A 4047-nucleotide genomic window follows, 5' to 3' on the forward strand; every position below is an offset into this window, starting at 1 on the left:
GATCTGGCAACCGACGCTGGGGCTGCATCGTTCGTGACGCGGCTATCGAGTGTCCAAGGTCGCCAGATGCTGACGGACGCGCTGAGCTATGACCTGCCCGAGTTCACCCGCGTCACAGCGCCTTCGACCACCGCACAGGTCATCAACGGCATCTGCGTTATTGAAGCCGGGGAGTATGATCGCCATGGCGAGCGCGTTCGCCTATCCTTCTATCAGCAGCGGGGTCGGATCGCGGGCATCAACATCATCTGGGATGGGTGGCCTGGCGGATGGTTCCCGCGCTATCTGCCGATCAAGTTTGGTGATGACGTTGTGCCACTGGTGACCGAATACCAGCAAGAGACTCCGCTGATTGAAGCGCGCCTGTTCAACGTGAACGGTGGGTGGGTGACCGATGGCATCAAGCGCAGCAACAACATCCGAATCGAGCACAAAGAACTCGGCGTTATCGATCTGCCGACGGGCGATCTCTATCGAACCGGTAAAGCTCTGACCGACTGTGCTCAGAAGCATTTTCCAGCATGACCGTACACAGCTATTCGAAACCGCGATACCAAGTCGGGTGATTGCTATGTGATTGCTGGCTGGAAAAATGTGAAGGTAGCAACACGCATTTTTCGCAGCTAACTCATTGGAATTAATTGGTCGGGACGAGAGGATTCGAACCTCCGACCCCCACACCCCCAGTGTGATGCGCTACCAGGCTGCGCTACGTCCCGACCGGCCACAGCCCGGATGGGCATATGGAGGTGCGCCTATATGGGCACGCGGCCCGATTGGCAAGACAGTCTTGATGGCAAGCCTCCAAGGTCACCGATCCATGCGCGAGCCGCGCGCGACCATCGCCAATTGCCTTGGGCGGCCGATGATGATAGGCGCGCCCATCGCTGCGATCAGGTTTGCTTGACCACATCGCTCTCTGCCTTTTCAGACATTCGGATTTTATCGTGATGGACTCGACACTTTTGCTCGCACTGGCCGCCGCTGCGCCCGGCGCTGCTCCGGCCTGGACCCAGCTTTTGATGTTCGTGCCGCTGCTGCTGATCTTCTATTTTCTCATCATCCGGCCGCAACAACGCCAGATGAAAGCGCACAAGGCCAAGATCGATGCGGTCAAGCGCGGCGACCAGGTGATCACCGGCGGTGGACTGGTCGGCAAGGTGACCAAAGTCGATGATGCCTATGTCGAGATTGATTTGGGGGGTGCCAAGGTGAAGGCGGTCAAGACCTCGCTGAGCGACGTGCTGCAACCGGGCGGCAGCGCCCCGGCGAACGACTGACCGTTTTGCGGCATTGCAACAGCCTTGCCGCAGCGCCACACGCTGAATATATGGCCAGCCAGCCGTTGCCTTCGGGACAATCGTGCCCCCATCTGCGATTTTGGCGATCATTGCCGAGGAATGCCTGAGAATGCTTGATTTTCCACGTTGGAAGACGCTTTCCATCAGCCTGATTCTGGTCGTCGGCGTGCTGCTGGCCATTCCCAGCCTGTTGCCCGCCGGCGTTGCGCAATATTATCCCGGCTTCCTGCCGCAGTCCAAGATCAATCTGGGGCTCGATCTGTCGGGCGGCAGTCACATCCTGCTCGAAGCAGACCCCAAGGATGTTGCCGAACTGCGGCTTCAGAACATGGAAGAGACCGTGCGCGGCGTGCTGCGCGCCGCCAAGCCGCGCATCGCCATCGGCGATATCTCGCGCGAGGGGGGTAGCCTCTCGTTCCTGATCCGCGACGTCAGCCAGGTCGATGCCGCGCGCGAGGCGATCCTGCCGCTGACCAGCGGTGCGGGCCTGACCGGGCAGCGCGACTGGAACATCGACGTGCGCGATACCAGCCGCATCGTGCTGACCCCGACCGACGCCGGGCTTGACCAGGCGCTCGATCAGGCGATGGAAACCGCGACTGAAGTGGTGCGCAAGCGCATCGATGAACTGGGCACGCGCGAGCCGACCATCATCCGCCAGGGCGATGACCGGATCGTCGTGCAGGTGCCGGGGCTCGATGATCCCGAAGCGCTCAAGCAGCTGCTCGGCCAGACCGCCGAGCTTGAATTCAAGCTGGTCGATCTGAACGCCAGCCCCGAGGACATCGCCGCTGGCCGCGCGCCAGTGGGCAGCGAGATATTTCCTTATCCTGATAACCCGACCGGGCAAGCGTCGATCGCGGTGCGTCGTCTGGGCGGCATTCGCGGTGACAAGCTGACCAACGCCCAGCAGAGCTTTGACCAGCAGACAAACGAACCGGTGGTGTCGATCACCTTCGACCGCGAGGGTGGCGCGCGCTTTGCACGGCTGACGCAGGAGAACGTCAACAAGCCGTTCGCGATCATCCTGGATGGCGAGGTGCTGTCGGCTCCCAACATCAACGAACCGATCCTTGGCGGTTCTGCGCAGATTTCGGGCAGTTTCACCACTGACAGCGCCAATGCGCTCGCCATTTCGCTGCGATCCGGCGCGCTGCCGGTCGAACTCAAAGTGGTGGAAGAGCGCTCGGTCGGACCGGATCTGGGCCAAGAGTCGATTGAGCTGGGTCTGCTCGCGGGCGCAGTGGCTACCTTTGCGGTGCTTGCGTTCATGATTATCACCTACGGCCGCTTTGGCGTCTACGCCAACATCGCTTTGATCCTGAACCTGTTCCTGATCATTGGCGTCATGGCGCTGATGAACGCGACGCTGACTTTGCCGGGCATCGCCGGGTTCATCCTGACGGTCGGCGCGGCGGTGGACGCCAATGTGCTGATCAACGAGCGCATCCGCGAGGAACGCAACAATGGCAGGCGGATCATCCAGGCGATCGAGGTCGGCTATAAAGAGGCCTCGCGCGCAATTTTCGATGCCAACATCACCAACGTCATCGCGGCGGTGTTGCTGTTCCTGTTTGGATCAGGCCCGGTGCGTGGCTTTGCCGTCGTGCTGTTGATCGGCATCGCCACATCGGTGTGGACGGCCGTTTACGTGACCCGCATGTTCGTGGCGCTCTGGCTGCGGCGTGAGCGCCCGCGCGAAATCAACATATAACAGGGTTGATGCCATGAAACTCCTAAAGCTCGTTCCCGACAAGACCAATTTCGGCTTTATGCGCTGGCGCAAGCTGGCGATGGCGATCAGCATCATCACCATTGTTTTGTCCATCGTCCTGGTGGTCACACGCGGTCTCAACTTCGGCGTCGATTTCGTCGGCGGCCAGATGATTCAGGTGACGTTCGACGAGGTTGCAGAAGCGCCGGTAGGGCAGCTGCGCGCAGATATCGAAACACTTGATCTGGGAGAATCGACCATCCAGCGCTTTGGTGAACCCAATCAGGTTTCAGTGCGGATGCGCCTCTCAGGCGACAATGCGGACGAGGTTGATGCCGTCACCCAGCGCGTCACATCGATGATCACCACCAAATATGCCGCGCAGGGCGCGCGCATCGATGGCGTCGATTCGGTGTCGGGCAAGGTGTCAGAGGAATTGCTGAGCACCGGCGTTTATTCGCTCGTCTTCGCGATGCTCGCGATCGCGGTCTATATCTGGTTCCGCTTTGAATGGCAGTTCGGGGTCGCCGCGCTGTTTGCGCTGTTCCACGATGTGGTGCTCACCTTTGGTTTCTTTGCGCTGACTCAGCTCGAGTTCAACCTCAACATCATCGCAGCGCTGCTTACGATCATCGGCTATTCGCTCAACGATACCATCGTGGTGTTCGACCGGGTGCGTGAGAACCTGCGCAAATACCGCAAGATGGACATGATCGCGCTGCTCGACCTGTCAACCAACGAGACGCTCGCGCGCACCGTGATGACATCGCTGACCATGCTGATCGCGTTGCTCGCGCTGCTGCTGATCGGCCCCGGCGTGATCTTTGGCTTCACTGCGGCGATGACGATGGGCGTTGTCGTGGGCTGCTATTCATCAGTCTATATGGCCACCCCTATCCTCATCTGGCTGGGCGTCGGCCCGCACAGCTTCGTCCCCGAGAGCAGCCCGGCCGATCGCGCTGCCGCGAAGCTCAAGGAAGGCATCGATGGCGCGCAGCCTTAAGGCGCGACGATAATGGCCGAGTTCAATCA

The 4047-nt window shown here is 60.3% G+C and carries 4 protein-coding genes and 1 tRNA gene; 4 read left to right on the top strand and 1 reads right to left on the bottom strand.

The features are described from left to right. The first annotated feature begins 66 nt into the window (after positions 1-66). Positions 67-525, top strand: coding sequence for a hypothetical protein (locus ACEW8G_RS08410; RefSeq protein ID WP_373487978.1), 459 nt, complete (start codon positions 67-69; stop codon positions 523-525). 117 nt (positions 526-642) lie between these two features. Here the strand turns inward: ACEW8G_RS08410 and ACEW8G_RS08415 are convergent. Beyond that, positions 643-719 (bottom strand) — tRNA-Pro (locus tag ACEW8G_RS08415). 231 nt (positions 720-950) lie between these two features. Between ACEW8G_RS08415 and yajC the strand changes: the two genes are divergently transcribed. The 3 genes from yajC to secF all read left to right on the top strand — a co-directional run bounded on the left by yajC (position 951) and on the right by secF (position 4018). Continuing rightward, positions 951-1280 (top strand): preprotein translocase subunit YajC, encoded by a 330-nt coding sequence (yajC, locus tag ACEW8G_RS08420; protein ID WP_373487979.1) that lies wholly within the window; start codon positions 951-953, stop codon positions 1278-1280. A 130-nt stretch (positions 1281-1410) separates the two neighbouring features. Then, on the top strand, positions 1411-3015 hold the full coding sequence (gene secD, locus ACEW8G_RS08425) for a protein translocase subunit SecD (protein ID WP_373487980.1): 1605 nt from the start codon (positions 1411-1413) through the stop codon (positions 3013-3015). A 13-nt stretch (positions 3016-3028) separates the two neighbouring features. Next, on the top strand, positions 3029-4018 hold the full coding sequence (gene secF / locus ACEW8G_RS08430; protein ID WP_373487981.1) for a protein translocase subunit SecF: 990 nt from the start codon (positions 3029-3031) through the stop codon (positions 4016-4018). The last annotated feature ends 29 nt before the right edge of the window (positions 4019-4047 follow it).

The organism is Blastomonas sp. (assembly GCF_041747255.1).
Lineage (GTDB): Bacteria > Pseudomonadota > Alphaproteobacteria > Sphingomonadales > Sphingomonadaceae > Blastomonas.

Coding starts and splice junctions, on each gene's coding strand:
- ACEW8G_RS08410 (WP_373487978.1), top strand. CDS start 67: ATGCTGACGGACGCGCTGAGCTATGACCTGCCCGAGTTCACCCGCGTC.
- yajC (WP_373487979.1), top strand. CDS start 951: ATGGACTCGACACTTTTGCTCGCACTGGCCGCCGCTGCGCCCGGCGCT.
- secD (WP_373487980.1), top strand. CDS start 1,411: ATGCTTGATTTTCCACGTTGGAAGACGCTTTCCATCAGCCTGATTCTG.
- secF (WP_373487981.1), top strand. CDS start 3,029: ATGAAACTCCTAAAGCTCGTTCCCGACAAGACCAATTTCGGCTTTATG.